General features: G+C 70.0%; 17 protein-coding genes. 8 read left to right on the top strand and 9 right to left on the bottom strand.

From position 1 onward, the window contains the following. Positions 1–1,463, bottom strand: a 1,463-nt coding sequence (locus VLK61_RS18730) for an AMP-binding protein (protein WP_325423139.1), incomplete at its 3' end; no start/stop codon positions are given. A 128-nt stretch (positions 1,464–1,591) separates the two neighbouring features. Here VLK61_RS18730 and VLK61_RS18725 point away from each other — a divergent pair. Next, the gene (locus VLK61_RS18725) at positions 1,592–1,924 is read left to right on the top strand and encodes a hypothetical protein (RefSeq protein WP_325423138.1); all 333 of its coding nucleotides are present in this window, start codon (positions 1,592–1,594) and stop codon (positions 1,922–1,924) included. Positions 1,925–1,961: 37 nt separating this feature from the next. Here the strand turns inward: VLK61_RS18725 and VLK61_RS18720 are convergent, their stop codons facing one another. Together VLK61_RS18720 and VLK61_RS18715 are read right to left on the bottom strand one after the other, a co-directional pair. Continuing rightward, positions 1,962–3,431 carry an AMP-binding protein gene (locus VLK61_RS18720; RefSeq protein WP_325423137.1) on the bottom strand — a complete coding sequence of 490 codons (1,470 nt, stop codon included), beginning with the start codon at positions 3,429–3,431 and terminating at the stop codon, positions 1,962–1,964. Between the two features lie 96 nt (positions 3,432–3,527). Then, the gene (locus VLK61_RS18715; RefSeq protein ID WP_325423136.1) at positions 3,528–4,001 is read right to left on the bottom strand and encodes a PaaI family thioesterase; all 474 of its coding nucleotides are present in this window, start codon (positions 3,999–4,001) and stop codon (positions 3,528–3,530) included. A 219-nt stretch (positions 4,002–4,220) separates the two neighbouring features. Between VLK61_RS18715 and VLK61_RS18710 the strand changes: the two genes are divergently transcribed. From VLK61_RS18710 to VLK61_RS18700, 3 genes are all read left to right on the top strand, one after another. After that, positions 4,221–4,640, top strand: coding sequence for a VOC family protein (locus VLK61_RS18710; protein WP_325423135.1), 420 nt, complete (start codon positions 4,221–4,223; stop codon positions 4,638–4,640). 73 nt (positions 4,641–4,713) lie between these two features. Then, positions 4,714–5,583 (top strand): pirin family protein, encoded by an 870-nt coding sequence (locus VLK61_RS18705; protein WP_325423134.1) that lies wholly within the window; start codon positions 4,714–4,716, stop codon positions 5,581–5,583. A gap of 15 nt (positions 5,584–5,598) precedes the next feature. Beyond that, the gene (locus tag VLK61_RS18700; protein WP_325423133.1) at positions 5,599–5,910 is read left to right on the top strand and encodes an H-NS family nucleoid-associated regulatory protein; all 312 of its coding nucleotides are present in this window, start codon (positions 5,599–5,601) and stop codon (positions 5,908–5,910) included. Here VLK61_RS18700 and VLK61_RS18695 read toward each other — a convergent pair. Continuing rightward, positions 5,869–7,128 carry an MFS transporter gene (locus VLK61_RS18695; protein ID WP_325423132.1) on the bottom strand — a complete coding sequence of 420 codons (1,260 nt, stop codon included), beginning with the start codon at positions 7,126–7,128 and terminating at the stop codon, positions 5,869–5,871. The two genes, VLK61_RS18700 and VLK61_RS18695, sit on opposite strands and share 42 nt — an antisense overlap. Before the next feature lie 96 nt (positions 7,129–7,224). On the opposite strand from VLK61_RS18695, the gene VLK61_RS18690 reads away from it, so the two are divergent. After that, entirely contained in the window at positions 7,225–7,947 is a 723-nt protein-coding gene (locus VLK61_RS18690; RefSeq protein WP_325423131.1) for a hypothetical protein, read from the top strand. A gap of 83 nt (positions 7,948–8,030) precedes the next feature. On the opposite strand, the gene VLK61_RS18685 is transcribed toward VLK61_RS18690, so the two are convergent. The 4 genes from VLK61_RS18685 to VLK61_RS18670 form a co-directional block, all read right to left on the bottom strand. Continuing rightward, the gene (locus VLK61_RS18685; protein WP_325423130.1) at positions 8,031–8,834 is read right to left on the bottom strand and encodes an SDR family NAD(P)-dependent oxidoreductase; all 804 of its coding nucleotides are present in this window, start codon (positions 8,832–8,834) and stop codon (positions 8,031–8,033) included. Between the two features lie 30 nt (positions 8,835–8,864). Continuing rightward, complete coding sequence (locus VLK61_RS18680) at positions 8,865–10,124, bottom strand: amidohydrolase (protein ID WP_325423129.1); 1,260 nt, start codon at positions 10,122–10,124, stop codon at positions 8,865–8,867. A gap of 250 nt (positions 10,125–10,374) precedes the next feature. Next, a complete protein-coding gene (locus VLK61_RS18675; protein WP_325423128.1) occupies positions 10,375–10,818 on the bottom strand; it encodes a type II 3-dehydroquinate dehydratase in 444 nt (147 codons plus the stop codon). Between the two features lie 22 nt (positions 10,819–10,840). Next, the gene (locus VLK61_RS18670; protein ID WP_325423127.1) at positions 10,841–11,848 is read right to left on the bottom strand and encodes a TRAP transporter substrate-binding protein; all 1,008 of its coding nucleotides are present in this window, start codon (positions 11,846–11,848) and stop codon (positions 10,841–10,843) included. A 130-nt stretch (positions 11,849–11,978) separates the two neighbouring features. Between VLK61_RS18670 and VLK61_RS18665 the strand changes: the two genes are divergently transcribed. Then, the gene (locus VLK61_RS18665; RefSeq protein WP_325423126.1) at positions 11,979–12,764 is read left to right on the top strand and encodes an IclR family transcriptional regulator; all 786 of its coding nucleotides are present in this window, start codon (positions 11,979–11,981) and stop codon (positions 12,762–12,764) included. 4 nt (positions 12,765–12,768) lie between these two features. Here VLK61_RS18665 and VLK61_RS18660 read toward each other — a convergent pair whose 3' ends face one another. Further along, the gene (locus VLK61_RS18660) at positions 12,769–13,689 is read right to left on the bottom strand and encodes a LysR family transcriptional regulator (protein WP_325423125.1); all 921 of its coding nucleotides are present in this window, start codon (positions 13,687–13,689) and stop codon (positions 12,769–12,771) included. 121 nt (positions 13,690–13,810) lie between these two features. On the opposite strand from VLK61_RS18660, the gene VLK61_RS18655 reads away from it, so the two are divergent. After that, positions 13,811–15,169 (top strand): acyclic terpene utilization AtuA family protein, encoded by a 1,359-nt coding sequence (locus tag VLK61_RS18655; protein WP_325423124.1) that lies wholly within the window; start codon positions 13,811–13,813, stop codon positions 15,167–15,169. Further along, positions 15,166–15,525, top strand: coding sequence for an AtuA-related protein (locus VLK61_RS18650; RefSeq protein ID WP_325423123.1), 360 nt, complete (start codon positions 15,166–15,168; stop codon positions 15,523–15,525). The genes VLK61_RS18655 and VLK61_RS18650 overlap by 4 nt, the downstream gene beginning before the upstream one ends. The last annotated feature ends 18 nt before the right edge of the window (positions 15,526–15,543 follow it).

The following is a 15,543-nucleotide window of genomic DNA, read 5'->3' as shown; positions in this document are numbered from 1 at the left end:
GCCAGCGCCACGGCCGGGTGGCTGGCCATCGCGTTCTCGATCATCAGCGGGTCGATGTTGTGGCCGCTGCGGATGATCAGGTCCTTGGCGCGGCCGGCGATGTGCACGCGGCCGTGTTCGTCGATGAAGCCCAGGTCGCCGGAATTGAGCACACCCTCGTCGAACACGCCGGCGTTGTGCTCGGGGTTGCGGTAGCCGGGCGAGACATGCGGGCCGCGGATGGTGATGACGCCGATCTCGTTCGGCGCGCAGGGCGGGCCGAGGCGGCCGCTGGCCTCCAGCCGGCAGACCACCACCTGGGTGTAGGGCAGGGCCCAGCCCACCGAGCCGACACCGCCTTCACTGGCCACGGCATCGATGGCGATCAGGCCCGAGGCCTCGGTCATGCCGTAGACCTCGTGGAGGCTGCGGCCGGTGACCTGCTGGAAGCGCTCGCCCACGGCGATGGGCAGCGATGCGGCACCGCAGAAGCCGGCCCGCACGGCGCTGATGTCGGCGCCGTCCAGCGGCACTTCCAGCACCGCACCCACCGAGGTGGGCACCGCGCCGACCAGGCTGGCGCGGTGCTGCGCCGCCAGGCGCCAGAAGCCCTGCACCATGGCCGGGTTGCGCAGGCCGCTGGGCGACATCACCAGCAGGCTGACGCCGGCCATGAAGGCGCTCAGCGCGCAGAAGATCGTGCCGCCGACATGGAACAGCGGCAGCGTGGCGGTCAGCGTGTCGTCGGGCTGCATGTCGCCGAGCACGGCGCCGCCGAATGCGGCGACCAGCTGGCTGCGGTGGGTGTGCGCCACCAGCTTGGGCGTGCCGGTGGTGCCGCCGGTGTGGAAGTAGGCCGACACCTCGTCGTCGCGGCCGGGCTCGCCGAAGACCAGCTGCGCGTCGGGCTGGGCCATCAGCGCACTGTGGAAGTCGATCACGCCGTCTTCCAGCGGCAGGCCGGGTGGCGAGACGCGCAGCAGCGTCAGCCCCGGCACCTGCTCGCGCAGCGCCAGCGCCTTCTGCCAGATGTCCAGCACCGGGTGCGGGCCGAGGGCGACCAGGATGCGCGCGCCGGAGGCCCGCAGCAGCCCGGCGATGTGCTCGGGCTGCAGCAGGAAGTTGATCGGCACCGCGTAGCCCGCGGTCTCGGCGCCCCACAGCGTGGCATGGGTCTCGACCAGGCTGGGCAGCATGTAGGCCACGCCGGGCCGCGGGCCGCCCAGCGACGAGAACAAGTTGGCCGCGCGCCGCACCAGGCCCAGCAGCTCGCGGTAGCTGACGCGGCGCGGCTGCTCGTCGGGCGCGCCGCTCATCAGCATCGTGATCGCGGTGCGTTCGGGCTGGCGCGCCGCACTGCCGATGAACACGTCCAGGATGCTGCGCTCGGGCAGGCGCTGGGCCAGCGTCATCTCGGCCTCGAAGCGTGCCAGGTCGTCGCGGCTGCGGATGCGGTCGCCGGTGCCGAGGGTGAGCAGGGCCATGATCAACAAACTCCGGGCAGGGGAAAGTGCGGCGGACTCTACCCGTTCGGCAGGGGAGCTTGCAACGCGGCGCATCACCCCCAAGTACAAACCCTGTCAGTCACGAGACCCCGTAGGGGGCAATGGACATGCAAGCGACAAAGCGAATTGAAGTACCGGAGCGCCTGAGGGTGCTGGTGACGCTGGCGCAGTTGCTGGAGCGGCTCGAGCAGGGCGCGGCGCCGGTGGGGGCCGGGCAGTACCGTGCCGTGGCCGCCCGCCTGGCCGCGGAACTCGCTGCCGTGCCGCAGGACCCGACCTTGGAGATCCTGCTGGGCGTCTTTCCCGCCATGGCCCAGATGTACGAGAACCTGCGCTACGAGCAGGCCGGCCTGTGCCGCTCATCGCTGGACGCCGCGGCGGCCGCGGAAGTGGAGACCCGGGCACTGATCGGCCGCATGGCCTCCGGCTCGCCTCGCTGAAGGCGGCCGGGGAGTGGCCGGGGTCGGGGGCGGTGGGTCAGATCCGCCGCGCCTGGCCCTGCCAGTACGGATCACGCAGCTTGCGCTTGAAGATCTTGCCTGTGTCTTCGCGCGGCAGCGATGCATGCAGTGTCACCACCCGCGGCAGCTTGTAGTTGGCCAGCCGCGGCTGCAGCCAGCGTCTCACGTCTTCGGGGGTTAGCGCGGCGCCGCTGGTGTCCGCGCTGGGCTGCACTGCGGCGGCCAGCGATTCGCCGAACTCGGCGTCAGGAATGCCGAACACCGCGCAGTCGGCCACGCCGGGCATCGCCTGCAGCGTGGCCTCGATCTCGGCCGGGTAGATGTTCACGCCGCCGGAGATGACCATGTCGGCCGAGCGGTCGACAATGAACAGGTAGCCGTCGTCGTCGAGGTAGCCAATGTCGCCCATGGTCAGGAAACCCTCGCGTTCCATCGCTGCGCGCGCGGCATCGTTGCCCTGGTAGGTGAAGCTGGCCGCCAGTGACGGCTTGACGTAGATCAGCCCGGCCTGGCCCTGCGGCAGCTCGTGGCCCTGCTCGTCGAGGATGCGCATCGCCACGCCAGCGATGGGCCGGCCTGCCGAGCCGGGCTTGCGCAGCGCTTCCTCGGGCCGCAGGAAGCTCATGTAGCCCAGTTCGCTGGAGCCATAGGCCTCGTAGATCACCGGGCCCCACCAGTCGATCATCGCGCGCTTGATCTCGGGCGGGCAGGGCGAGCCGGTGGAGCCGACGAAGCGCATGCTGCGCAGGTCGTGGCGCGCGCGCACGGCCTGCGGCAGGCGCAGCAGGCGCACGTACATGGTCGGCACCAGGTAGGCATGGGTGATGCGGTGCTGCTCGATCAGCTGCAGCGTCGCTTCGGCATCGAAGCGCGCTTCTAGGAACAGCGTGCCGCTGTGCTGCGCCACGCCCATCGCATAGGCGTTGGGGGCGCTGTGGTACATCGGCGCGCTCAGCAATGCGCGCATGCCGGGCTCCAGGCCGTAGGCCAGGCGCGAACGGTCCAGCGCGGTGGCCGCCTGCTCGGGCGTGGACGGCTCCCGGCGTATGCCCTTGGGCCGGCCGGTGGTGCCGGAGGTGTAGAGCATCGGGCCGCGCGGCGCGCGCGCCGGCTGGTCCAGCGGCGCCGCGGCATCGCGCAGCGCCTGCCAGGCGGCCGGGCTCAGCGTCTTGACGCCGGCCGGCGCCACATCGCCCAGCGCCTGCAGCAGCGCGTCTTCGGCGAAGAACAGCTTGGCGCCGCTGTCCGCGAGGATGTAGCGCAACTCCTCGGCCTTGAAGTGCCAGTTCACCGGGCACCACACGGCGCCCAGCCAGCGCGTGGCGAGCATCAGCTCCAGGTTCAGCGGGCTGTTGTGCAGCATCAGCGCGACCACATCGCCTTCGACGATGCCCAGCGCCTGCAGTGCCGCGGCGGCGCGCTGATAACGGTCGAAGAACGCGTCAGGGTCGATGACCTGGCCTTCGAACACAAGCGTGGGTTTCATCGGACCAGCCTCCGTTGCATGGCCTCGCAGTGTGCGGCGCGGCAACGCGTCCGTCAGCCGTGCAAGCCCGGAGTGACAGCGGCCCGCGGCGCGGGCTCAGCCGTCCTTGGCGTCCGGCCGTGCCGTCCCGCTGGCAGCGACGAACGAGAACACCGCGGTTGCGCGCAGCACCAGGCGTTCACCGACCTGCAGCAGGCAATCGGCAAAGGCCAGCTGCCAGCCCATGCGGCGCACCGTCACATGCGCTTCCAGCCAATCGCCGGGCCGCGCGGGGGACAGGTAGTCGGCGTTGAGCGACACGGTGACCTGGCCGCTGCGCCGTTTGCGCAGCATCGCGATGTTGATGCCGAAGGCGCCGTCGGCCAGCGTGGCGAGCATGCCGCCATGCGTCATGCCGGCCATGTTGGTGTGCTGGTGTGCCACGCGCAGCGCGATCACTGCGCCGCCCTGCGGCGTCGGCTTCATGTAGATCGGGCCCAGCGCGGTGAAGTACGGGCCGCCGATCTCGCGCAGCACAAAGCCTTCGGGCACGGGCAGCTCATCGCAGGAGCGCAGGGCGGGTTCGGACACAGCAGCAGTCTTTCCGTGAAATTCGACAGCGGTACGGGTTTGCGCAATTGTCTGCGAATCACCGTGGCGCCTCGCATCGGCCATGCACCGAGCGCCCGCGTCGACGGGCTGCGGCACGCCAATTGCCGCGGGTGCTCTGGATGGCGCCGGCCGTGAAGACCGCGAGATGATGGGACCCCGACGGCAGCGCCCGAAACCCGCCGACATGAAGGAGTTGCCATGCTGGTTCAAGCCTATCTGTTCTTCAACGGCCGCTGCGAAGAGGCGGTCGCGTTCTACAAACAAGCCCTCGGCGCCGAGGTGCTGATGCTGATGCGCAACGAGGACAGTCCGGAGCCGTCGCCGCCCGGCATGCTGCCGCCGGACTCCGGCAAGAAGGTGCTGCATGCGGCCTTCAAGATCGGCGAGACCACGGTGCTGGCCTCGGACGGCATGAACACCGGCCAGACCCAGTTCAATGGCTTTTCGCTGTCGATCTCGGTGAACGACAAGGTCACGGCCGACCGCTTCTTCGCCGCCTTGGCCGAAGGTGGCAAGGTCGACTTGCCGCTGACCAAGACCTTCTTCTCGCCGTGGTTCGGCATGCTGACCGACCGTTTCGGCGTCGGCTGGATGATCGGCCTGCCGGGCCAGCCCTGAAGCGCTGAGCGCGCCGGCACTGGCCGTCACGGTGGCCGGCTTAGACTTGGCATCCATCGCCCGGCCCGCGCCCATGACCTTTGACCGCATTGCCCCGCGCCCGCACGACCTCGGCGGCGGCTTCACCGTGCGCCGCGTGCTGCCCTCGGCACGCCGCCAGGCGGTGGGGCCCTTCCTGTTCTTCGACCATTTCGGCCCGGTCACCGCCGAGCCCTTGGACAACCACGACGTGCGGCCGCATCCGCACATCGGCCTGGCGACGGTGACCTACCTGTTCGAGGGCGCGATGATGCACCGCGATTCCACCGGCGTGGTGCAGCGCATCGAGCCCGGGGCGATCAACTGGATGACGGCCGGCCGCGGCATCGTGCATTCGGAACGCACGCCGGACGACTTGCGCGGCGTCACGCGCCGCAGCCATGGCCTGCAGCTGTGGTGCGCCGTCCCCGCCGAGCACGAAGAGGATGCGCCGCGTTTCGACCACACGCCGGCGCAGGCGATTCCGGCGGTCCAGCTGCCCGGCGTGGCCGTGCGCGTGCTGGTCGGCCAGGCCTTCGGTGCCGGCTCGCCGGTGCGCACGCTGTCGCCCACCGTGTACCTGGACTTCCGCATCGAAGCTGGCGCTGCGTTCACGGTGCCCGACGTGGCGCCGGAACGTGCGCTCTACAGCGTGGACGCCGGCTTCACGCTGGACGGCGAAGCGCTGCCGCCGTTCGAGATGGTGGTGCTGCCGGCAGGCAGCACGCCCCGGCTGCAGGCCGATGCCGCTGCGCGCGTGGTGCTGATCGGCGGTGAACCGCTGGGCCATCGCTTCATGGTCTGGAACTTCGTGTCCAGCCGCAAGGAACGCATCACCCAGGCCCAGGCCGACTGGCAGGCCCAGCGCTTCGACCCGGTGCCGGGCGAGACAGAATTCATCCCCCTGCCGCCGCCGCGGCCGTGAATGCATAGCCGACGCATGCAAGCCACACGAAGCAAACCCCTGAGTGCTGAACAACGGGCCGCGCTGGCCCGCATCGAAGGCCTGGTGGAGTACTGGCGCATCACCACCGAAGAGCTGGAAGGTGTGCTGCCGACCAGCCCGCCCGCACGCCTGAACCCCGGCATCAAGTACCGCCACCCGGTCACCGGCGACACCTGGGACGGCCAGGGCGCCCAGCCCGACTGGCTGCGCCGTGCACTGCTGCAGGAAGGCTACTTGGTCAGCGAGCTCCGGCCCGCCGACACCTCAGCCGACGACCGGCGCGACGGCGGCTGCACTGGCGGCTGACAGCCGCTGCCGGCGGCGGTAGCGGTTGAACAGGAACAGCGCGATCGACAGGTTCAGCAGGTTCCAGCCGATGCCGTTGATGAAGGCGGCGTGGTAGGAGCCGGTCAGGTCGAAGACCTTGCCGGACATCCAGCCGCCCAGCGCCATGCCGAACAGCGTGGCCATCAGCACCGTGCCGACCCGCGCCCCGGCTTCGGCAGGCGGGAAGTGTTCGCGCACGATGATCGCGTAGCTGGGCACGATGCCGCCCTGGAACAGCCCGAACAGCGCCGAGATCAGGTACAGCGACAGCAGGCCGTCGAAGGGGATGAACAGCAGCAGCGCCAGCCCCTGCAGCACCGATCCCAGCAGCAGCGTGCGCAGGCCACCGATGCGGTCGCAGATCAGGCCGGAGACCAGCCGGCTGACGATGCCGCAGGCCAGCATCAGCGACAGCATCTCGGCGCCGCGCGCCACGCCATAGCCGAGGTCGCCACAGTAGGCGACGATGTGCACCTGCGGCATGGCCATCGCCACGCAGCAGGCCACGCCGGCCACGCACAGCAGCGCCTGCGCCTGGTTCAGGCTCAGCCCGAAGGGTCGGTTCGATGGCTGCACGGCCTGCAGCGGCCCCGGGGCCGGCGCCACGCCGATCGGCGGCCGCGGCCGCAGCATCAGCGCCAGCAGCGGCATCGTCAGCACGCACAGCAGGCCCAGGCCGATGTAGCTGTGGCGCCAGCCGTGGGCCTCGACCAGCCGCTGCACGATGGGCGGCCACAGCGCACCGGCGAGGTAGTTGCCGCTGGCGCAGATGGCCACCGCAATGCCGCGCCGGCGCACGAACCACAAGGAGGTGTCCGCCACCAGCGGCGCGAAGGTGGCGGCGCTGCCCAGTGCGCCCAGCAGCACGCCATGGGCCAGCGCGAAGCCGGTCAGGCTGCCGGCCATGCCCGCCGCGACAAAGCCTGAACCCAGGCCCAGCGAGCCGATCAGCACCACCACCATCACGCCGAAGCGGTCGGCCAGCCTGCCCATCACGATGCCGCCGAGGCCGAAGCCGACCATCATCAAGGTGTAGGGCAGCGAGGCATCGGCCCGCTCCACGCCGAACTCCGCCTGCACGGCCGGCAGCACCACCGCAACCACGTACATCGCGGCGCTGCCGATGGTCATCAGGGCCAGCGTGACCATCAGGCGCAACCAGGCGTAACGGGAATCGGCAAGGTGGGGGTGGGGCATCGGTGGATTGTCGGCTGGGGTGGCGCTTATCCGCGCTTTGCCTGAGCAGCCGACCCCTAGGCTACCGGGTTAGGTTTGCTGCTTGGAGTCTTCTTCGTGAGATGCATTTTCCGGCTGGTCGCACCGTTGCTGTTCAGCGCCGCGGCCGCCGCAGATCCTGGTTATTACGTGGTCACTGCCTATGACAACCCGGGGCAGAAGACCGTCGACCTGCGCTACTGGACGGTCGACAAGGCCGGCGCGCCGGCCACCTGCTGGCCGGAAGTCGGCTTCGGCTGGAACGTCAACGGGCGCTGGCACACCGGCGTGCTGGCCAGCTACAGGGGCTCGTCCGATGAGGCGACGGAGCTGAGCACGCTGAACTGGCAGAACGACCTGCTGCTGACCGCCGGCCAATACCCCTTCGACCTGGCGATCCACACGCTGCTGGTGAAGCGGCAGCGCGACGATGGCGGCCACGCCATCGAGTTCGGCCCGGTGCTGCAGACCGACATCGGCCGCACGCAGCTGAATTTCAATGCCTTGTTCGAGCGCGGCTTCGGCGCGATGGGCGGCAAGCCCACGCAGCTGAAGTACCAGTGGCAGGTGCGCCACCGCTGGCAGCCCTGGCTGCACTTCGGCGTGCAGGGCTTCGGTGAGCTGGGTGAGTGGAAACACTGGGCCGTGCACGACATGCAATCGCACCGCGCCGGCCCGGCGCTGTTCGGCAAGCTGGCGCTGGGCGAGGGCACGCTGCACTGGCAGGCGGCCTACCTGAGCGGCTCCACCTACAGGAAGCACGGCAACATGGTGACGGTGCGCGTGCACCACGAGTTCTAACGCCGATGTGGGGCGGGCCGGCGCACGGCCCGCGCGTTCAAGGACGAGGGGGCCCTGACGCGAAGCGGCAGGTATGGGGGCGCTCAGTAATGGATGCTGCGCGGCGTCCCGCCGCCCACGGCAATCGCATCGCCGTTGATCGCCCGCGACTTCGGCGAACACAGGAAGGCCACGACCTGCGCCACGTCGCTGGCGTCGACCCACTGCTGGATGGAGTTGCCGGAGGCCATCTGCGCGTCGATGATCTCGGGCGCCACGTCCTGCGCGTTGGCGCGCTGGGCGATCAGCGGCGCGGTGCGCTCGGTGCGCGTCAGGCCCGGATGCACCACGGTCACCTGCACGCCGGAGGGCCCGAGTTCGTCGGCCATGTTCTTCGTCAGCGCCGCCACCGCCACATTGCGCATGCTGCCCACGGCATTGCCGGTCTGCCGCGCGGCCAGCCCGCTGACGTTGACGATGCGGCCCCAGCCCTGCGCGCGCATGCCGGCCACCACTTCGCGTGCGCAGCGGATGTAGCCCATCACCTTGGTGTCCATCTCGGCGTGGAAGAACGCGCCGGTGATTTCCGGCAGCCGCGGCGGGCCGGCGAAGCCCGCCGGTTCGGCCGCGGCGTTGACCAGGATGTCGATCGGCCCGCCGAGCAGGCTCACCGCTTCGGCGACGGCGCGGCGCACCTGGTCGTCGCTGGTGGTGTCGGCACTGACGCCGACGACGCGGCGGCCACTTTCGGCCGCCAGTTCGGCGGCGCTGGCGGCCAGCGCCTGTGCGCCGCGCGCCAGCAGCGCCACATCGGCGCCCTCCTGCGCCAGCACGCGGGCAATGGCTTTGCCGATACCGCGACTGCCGCCGGTGACGAGAGCGCGCTTGCCGGTGAGTTGCAGATCCATCGTGGGCTCCTTCGTGTGGGGGCGGGGCGGTCAGCGCTCGAGGAAATCGCAGGCCACCTGGGCCAGCGCACGCACGCCGAGCAGCAGGCAACGCTCGTCGATCGAAAAACGCGGTGAATGGTTGGGCGCGGCCTGGGACGGGTCAATGCCCTCGGGCACCACGCCGACGAAGAAGAACAGCCCCGGCACCACGCGCTGGAAGAACGAAAAGTCTTCCGAGCCCATCACCTTGGGCACCAGCATCACCCGCTCGGCGCCGGCCACGCGCTGCAGCGTGGGCAGCATCTGCGCGGTGAGTGCGGGGTCGTTGACGGTGACCGGGTAGTTCTTCTTGATGCACACCGTGCAGCCGGCGCGTGCGCCGCGGCTGATGGCTTCGGCCAGGTAGGTGACGCGCTCGTGCAGTTCGTCGCGCATGCCCTCGTCGAAGCTGCGGATGGTGCCGCGCATCTCCACCGAATCGGGAATGATGTTCTCGCGCACACCGCCCTTGATGGCGCCGATGGTCACCACCGCCGGCTCGCGCGTCAGGTCGGTCTCGCGGCTGATCAGGGTCTGCAGGCCCAGCACCACCTGCGCCGCAGTGACGATGGGGTCGACGCCGAACCAGGGCATCGCGCCATGCGTCTGGCGGCCGTGCACGGTGATCTTCAGGTTGTCGGCGCTGGCCATCGCCGGGCCGGGGCGGTAGCCGATCACGCCCACCGGCAGGCGGGAGGTGACATGCAGGCCGAACACCGCATCGGGCCGCGGCTGGTCCATCGCGCCTTCTTCGATCATCAGCTTGGCGCCGCCCTCTTCGCCTTCGGGCGGCAGTTCCTCGGCCGGCTGGAAGATGAACTTCACGCTGCCCTTCAGCGAAGCGCGCAGGCCCGCCAGCACCTGCGCCACGCCCATCAGGATGGCCACGTGCGCGTCGTGGCCGCAGGCATGCATCACGCCGACGGTCTCGCCGTTCCAGGTCGTGGTGGCCTTGGACGCAAACGGCAGGTCCACCTCTTCGGCGACCGGCAGGCCGTCCATGTCGGCGCGCAGCGCCACCACCGGGCCGGGCAGGCCGCCTTTCAGCAGGCCGACCACGCCGGTGTGGGCCACGCCGGTGCGCACCTCGTCGAAGCCCAATTGGCGCAGATGCTCGGCAACGATGCCGGCAGTGCGGAACTCGCGGTTGCCGAGTTCGGGGTGGGCATGCAGGTCACGACGCCAGGCGATGACCTGCGCCTCCAGGGCTTGCGCGGCGCTGTCGATCAGGCCGGCCAGCGGGCTGGCGGGGAGGGTGATGTCGCCCATGGGCATGCGCTCCGCGGAGTGGTGAACCGTGCCGGCTAGCGTAGCAGCATCGGTTCTCGATGGTGGCCACCGGTGCTACCGGAATGCGTGACACGATGTTGTCGGCGGCGATCATCGGGCGCCCGCCGGCTGGCCGCGCTCATCGGGCGTCGAACACGGCGGGGCTGACACTCACATCACGCGTTCCCTCAGATCGGCCGCGGTTGTGTGCGGGCCCCTGTTCGCGCATGAGACCCACACGCACCGCGCGTCAGCCGCCGGCATCGCGAAGCATCTCCACCAGCGCACGCAAGCCCGCCAGGTACGAGTGCGGCCCCAGCCCCTGGATCGTGCCCTTCACGGCCGGCGAGATGATCGAGTGCGCGCGCCAGGTCTCGCGTGCGGCGATGTTGGACATGTGTACTTCCAGCACCGGGAACGGCATCGCCTTGATCGCGTCGTGCAGGGACACGCCGTGCTGTGTCAGCCCGGCAGGGTTGATCAGGGCGCCCTGAACGCTGTCGATGCACTCGTGCAGCTTGTCCACCAGCGCACCTTCGTGGTTGGACTGCAGCAGTTCGAGCTCCACGCGCAGTTCCGTGGCGAGCGCCGTCAATCGCTCGTTGATCTGCGCCAGCGTGGTGGTGCCATAGATGTGCGGTTCACGGCGGCCGAACAGGTTCAGGTTGGGGCCGTGCAGGATGAGGATCTTCATGGTGTGGTCGGCGCGTTTGGTGTCACTTGCGCACGCGCGCCAGTTCGTCGTTGTAGAGCTTGACCATCGCCGGGTCGTAGGTAGCGGCCAGCCGGGCGGTCACCGGCATCGCAACCTGGCGCATGCGCGCTTGCTCGGCCGGGCTCAGCTCGTTGTACTGCATGCCCTTGGCCTGCAGTTCGCCGACCGCCTTCTGCGCGGCGGCGCGACTGACCTGGCGTTGGTAGCCGCGTGATTCGTTCGCGGCGTCGTGCATCATCTTCTGCTCGGCGGGCGAGAGCCGGTCCCAGAAGCGCTTGCTGACCAGCATGATGTTGGCGGCGTAGACATGGTTGGTGGCGCTGACGTACTTCTGCACCTCGAAGAACTTGTTCGACAGGATCACCGCGAAGGGATTCTCCTGGCCGTCGACGGCCTTGGCTTCGAGCGCGCCATACAGCTCGGCGAAGGGCATCGGCACCGGGTTGGCCTTGAAGGCCTTGAAGGTGTCCAGGAACACCGGGTTGGGGATCACGCGCAGCTTCAGCCCGTCCAGGTCCTCGGGCTTGGTGACGGGCCGCTTGCTGTTGGTGACGTTGCGGAAGCCCAGGTCCCAGTAGCCCAGCGCGACCAGGCCTTTCTCGGGCAGCTTGGCAAGCAAGGCCTGGCCGAACGGACCATCGAGCAGCGCATCGGCCTGCGCGAAGTTCGCCACCGCGAACGGAAAGTCGATCAGGCCGAACTCCTTGACGATGCCCGCCAGCGAGGTCGTGGCCGGCGCCGACATCTCCTGCACGCCGCCCTGCAGCGCGGACTGCTGCTGCATCTCGTTGCCCAGCGTGGACGCGGGGAACTCCTGGACCTTGAGCTTGCCGCCGCTCTTGGCCGCCAGCAGTTCGGCGAAACGCTTGACGCCGAAGCTGACCGGGTGGTCGGCGTTGTTCAGGTGGCCGAACTTGATGATGCGTTCCGGCGCGTCCTGCGCCGACGCCGGGAGGGCGAGGACCAGCGCCAGCGCGAGGCCGGCCGTCGAGCGGATGAAAGTGTTCAAGCGGTGTCTCCTGGGGTGCGCCGAGGCGGGGATCGTGCCGCATCATAGCCATTGTGGAAAGACTTTCCAAATTGAAAAATGCTTCCGTTCGACTACATTCACGGCTTCGTGCAGCCCCTTCACCCCGACGATGAGCGCCATCCTGGAGAGAAGCTTTCAAGTCCTTGAGCAACTCGCGGCCAACCCCGCAGGCTGTTCGCTGTCCTCGCTGTCCGCGCAACTGGGCATGCCGCTGAGTGCGACGCATCGCCTGCTGACCGAGCTGTGCCGCTGCGGCTACGTGCGCCAGCTTCACGAGCAGGGCGCCTACGTGCTGACGATCAAGCTGGTGTCGCTGGGCCTGAGCTTTCTCAGCAACTCCGGCGTGGTCGACGTGGCGCAGCCGCTGCTCGACCGGCTTGCCGCCGAGGCGGGTGAACTGGTGCGGCTGGCCGTCGTCGACGGCGACGCGCTGGTCTTCGTCGCCAAGGCCCAGGGCGCGACGCGTGGCCTGCGCTACGACCCCGACATGGGCTTGTCGGTGCGGCTGTCGTGCAGCGCCGCGGGCCACGCGCTGCTGTCGACGATGAGCGACGAGCAGGCGCTCGAACTCGTGGCGCGGCAGGGCTTCGGCAAGCCGGAAGACTTCGGCCCGCGAGCGCCCACCACGGTGAAGGCGCTGCTGGCCTACGTGCGCGCTGCCCGCAAGCGCGGCTTCAGCATGATCGTCGAGGTGTTCGCGCCGGCCATGACCGCGATGTCGGCCCCGGTGCGCGGGCCCGACGGCGCGGCCATCGGCGTGGTCACCATTGCCGGCCCGATGGTGAGGCTGACCGAGCCGCGCATGCTGGAGCTCGCGCCGGCCTTGCTGGAAACCGCCGCCGACGTGGCGGCCGCCAGCCGCGCTTCGGCCTTGTTCAGGAAGCGTGCGGCGTAAGAGCTCAGGCCGCGGCGCGAGCGCGCGCACGTGAGGGCGTCTCGCGCGGCCGGCGCGCCATGACCCACTCGTAGAAGCCCTGGGCCGCGATCGACAGGCCGCGGTCGCGGCGCCGAACCAGGTAGATGCGGCGGGTCAGCCCGGTCCAGCGGATCGGCCGGATCACCAGCTCGGGTGAGCGGAACTGGTACAGCGTCAGCGCCGGCACGACGCTGATGCCGAGGCCGGCACGCACCATGCCGCTGACGGTGGCGAGCTGGTCGACCTCCAGCACCGCCGGAAAGGTCTGCGGGTGGGTCGCGGCGTCGATGTACTGGCGCACGCTGGACGTGCGCGACAAGTGCACGAAGGGCCAGGCCGCCAGATCCTTCGGCCGCGGATTGCGCACTTTTGCCAGCGGATGGTCCGCCGGGCAGACGAGGTGGAAGTCGTCGCTGCAGAACAGCTCGGCGCGCAGCTCGGGCGTGTCGGCACGCGTGGCGGCCAGCGCGAAGTCGGCCAGGCCGCTGCGCACACGCTCGATGCAGGGCTCGGACAGCACGTCGGCCACCTGCATCTCGATGCCCGGGTGGGCCGTGCGGAAACCCGCCAGCACGCCGGGCAGCCAATCGGCGGCGAGCGAGGGCAGCAGCGCGATCGAGACGCGCCCGCGCAGCCGCTCGGCGCGCTCGCGCATGCCCGACAGCGCGGCATCGAACTCGGCCAGCACGCGCTGCGCCGCGATCTCGAACTCGGCGCCCTCGACCGTCAGCGCCACATGGCGGGTGCTGCGGTCGAACAGGCGCACGCCCATCGCTTCCTCGAGCTGGCGGATCAGCGCACTGAAGGCCGGCTGCGACAAGTGGCTGGCCGCGGCGGCCCGCGTGAAGTTGCGCTCGGCGGCCAGGCTCATGAAGGCGCGCAGCTGGCGGGTGGACACATTCATCTGCATTTCAGCTGAGTTGATCTTGACTTTCGATTTCTCAGATTAGCGCAAGCGGCCTAGAGTCGCTGCAGGACTTTTCACCGAGACGCCGCATCGCAAGCGGCGCTGCTGGAGACGATTGATGAAAGAGCTCTTGCGCGTCGGTTGCGCTGCCGGCTTTTCCGGCGACCGCACCGATGCCGCCGCCCCGGTGGTCGAGGCGCTGGTCGCCAGCGGCGGCCCGGCCGTGCTGATCTTCGAAACGCTGGCCGAACGCACGCTGGCGCTGGCCCAACTGGCCCGTCGCGCCGACCCCGACGCCGGCTACGAGCCGCTGCTGGACGACCTGCTGCGCCCGGTGCTGGCGCGCTGCCTGGCGGCCGGCATCAGCATCGTCAGCAACTTCGGCGCGGCGAATCCGGTGGGGGCGGCACGCCGCATCCATGCGCTGGCTCACGAGCTTGGGCTGCGCGCGCCGCGCATCGCCGTCGTCGAGGGCGACGACCTCAGCGGCGCCACGCAGCGCCCGCTGCTGGACGCAGCGCTGGGCGGCGCGGCAGACGGGCTGTCGATGGTTTCGGCCAATGCCTACCTGGGCGCCGAGGCGATTGCCGCGGCCTTGCTCGACGGCGCCGAGATCGTGGTGTGCGGCCGCGTCGCCGATCCGTCGCTGACGGTGGGCCCGGCGCTGGCGCACTTCGGCTGGGCGCGCGACGACTGGGACCGCATCGCGCGGGCGACGATGGCCGGCCACTTGCTCGAATGCGGCGCGCAGGTCAGCGGCGGCTACTACGCCGACCCCGGCATCAAGGATGTGCCGGGCCTGGCCCGGCTGGGCTACCCGATCGCCGAGATCGACAGCGACGGCCACTGCACGATCACCAAACCCGCCGGCAGCGGCGGCCGCATCGATGCGCACACCGTCAAGGAGCAACTGCTCTACGAGGTGCACGATCCTCTCGCCTACCTGACGCCCGACGTGACGGCCGACATCGGCGCGGCCGAGGTCACCGAGCTGGGCCCCGACCGCGTGCGCCTGAGCGGCGTGCGCGGCCACCCGAGGCCGGACGGGCTGAAGGTGAACGTCTGCCATGAAACCGGCTGGCTCGCCGAGGGCGAAATCTCCTACGCCGGGGCGCGTGCCGAAGCGCGTGCACGCCTGGCTGCCGAGGTGCTGCGCGAGCGCCTGCAGGGCCTGGGGCCGCTGCGGGCCGACCTGATCGGCGTGACCAGCGTGTTCGGCGACGATGCCGGCCGCCAGCTGGCCGCACAGCCGCCCGGCGATACGCGTGACGTGCGCCTGCGCATCGCGCTGAACCATGCCGAGCGCCGCAGCGCCGAGCGCCTGGTGCGCGAAGTCACCGCGCTCTACACCTGCGGCCCGGCCGGTGGCGGCGGCGTGCGCACGGCGCTGCGGCCGCGGCTGGGCACGCTGTCCTGCACGGTGCCGCGCGACCAGGTGCCGGCGCGGCACCGCTTCGTGCCGGAGGAGAGGCCATGAGCGCCATGCTGACAGTCCCGCTGTACCGCGCCGCACACGGCCGCACCGGCGACAAGGGCGACCGCTCGAACATCAGCGTGATCGCCTGGCACGCCAGCCTCTGGCCCTTGCTGGTCGAGCAGGTCACCGAAGCGGCCGTTGCGCGCCAGTTCGTGCACCGCCGGCCGACGCGGGTGCAGCGCCACCTGCTGCCCACGCTGCACGCGATGAACTTCGTGCTCGACGACGTGCTCGACGGTGGCGTGAACGATTCGCTGAACCTGGACAGCCATGGCAAGGCCTTGTCCTTCCTGCTGCTCGAGCTGCCGATCGACGTGCCGGCCGAGCTGGTTTCCGTGCTGGTCGGTCCCGCCTGACCGGCCCATCCCCCACAT

Source organism: Aquabacterium sp., from assembly GCF_035476535.1.
GTDB lineage: Bacteria > Pseudomonadota > Gammaproteobacteria > Burkholderiales > Burkholderiaceae_C > Pseudaquabacterium.
This window is presented reverse-complemented; position numbering and strand designations above follow the sequence as displayed.